At 36.2% G+C, this 459-nt stretch carries 1 pseudogene; it reads right to left on the bottom strand.

Features of this window, described 5'->3' with window-relative positions:
* Positions 1-158 precede the first annotated feature (158 nt).
* Positions 159-459, bottom strand: a pseudogene (locus GQR38_RS20115) (keto-hydroxyglutarate-aldolase/keto-deoxy-phosphogluconate aldolase); the annotation flags it as partial.

Raw genomic sequence — 459 nt, 5'->3', positions numbered from 1 at the left:
GCTATAAGATTGAATGCTTTATTTAAGCTTTAACCAGACATGAATTTTATTAAACAATAAAAGAGTTCTGCCATTTAAAGCTGTTGGTATTAAATTCAAACCATAAAAAAGCCTCGATTAAATCTATAACCGAGGCTCTATATCTATCAATATGTATATTAGTTTAAAGCAGCAACCGCTTCTTTAACTAATTGACCAATTTTATCCCACTCACGATTATCGATTAAATCAGCAGGAACCATCCAAGTACCACCACAAGCAAGAACGGCTTTAATGTCTAAATACTCATTAATGTTAGCTGGTGAAACACCACCTGTTGGCATGAAACTCACTGGATAAACAGCAGTTAATGATTTTAACATCGCAACACCACCTGATGGCCCAGCAGGGAAGAATTTTAATGTTGTTAACCCCATTTCCATTGCTTGCTCAACTAATGATGGACTATTAACGCCCGGG

The sequence above is a fragment of the Pseudoalteromonas sp. c7(2019) genome (assembly GCF_011378625.1).
In the GTDB taxonomy this organism is placed as follows: domain Bacteria; phylum Pseudomonadota; class Gammaproteobacteria; order Enterobacterales; family Alteromonadaceae; genus Pseudoalteromonas; species Pseudoalteromonas arctica.
Note: the sequence above shows the minus strand (reverse complement) of the source record. Positions and strands in the feature narration are given on the sequence as shown.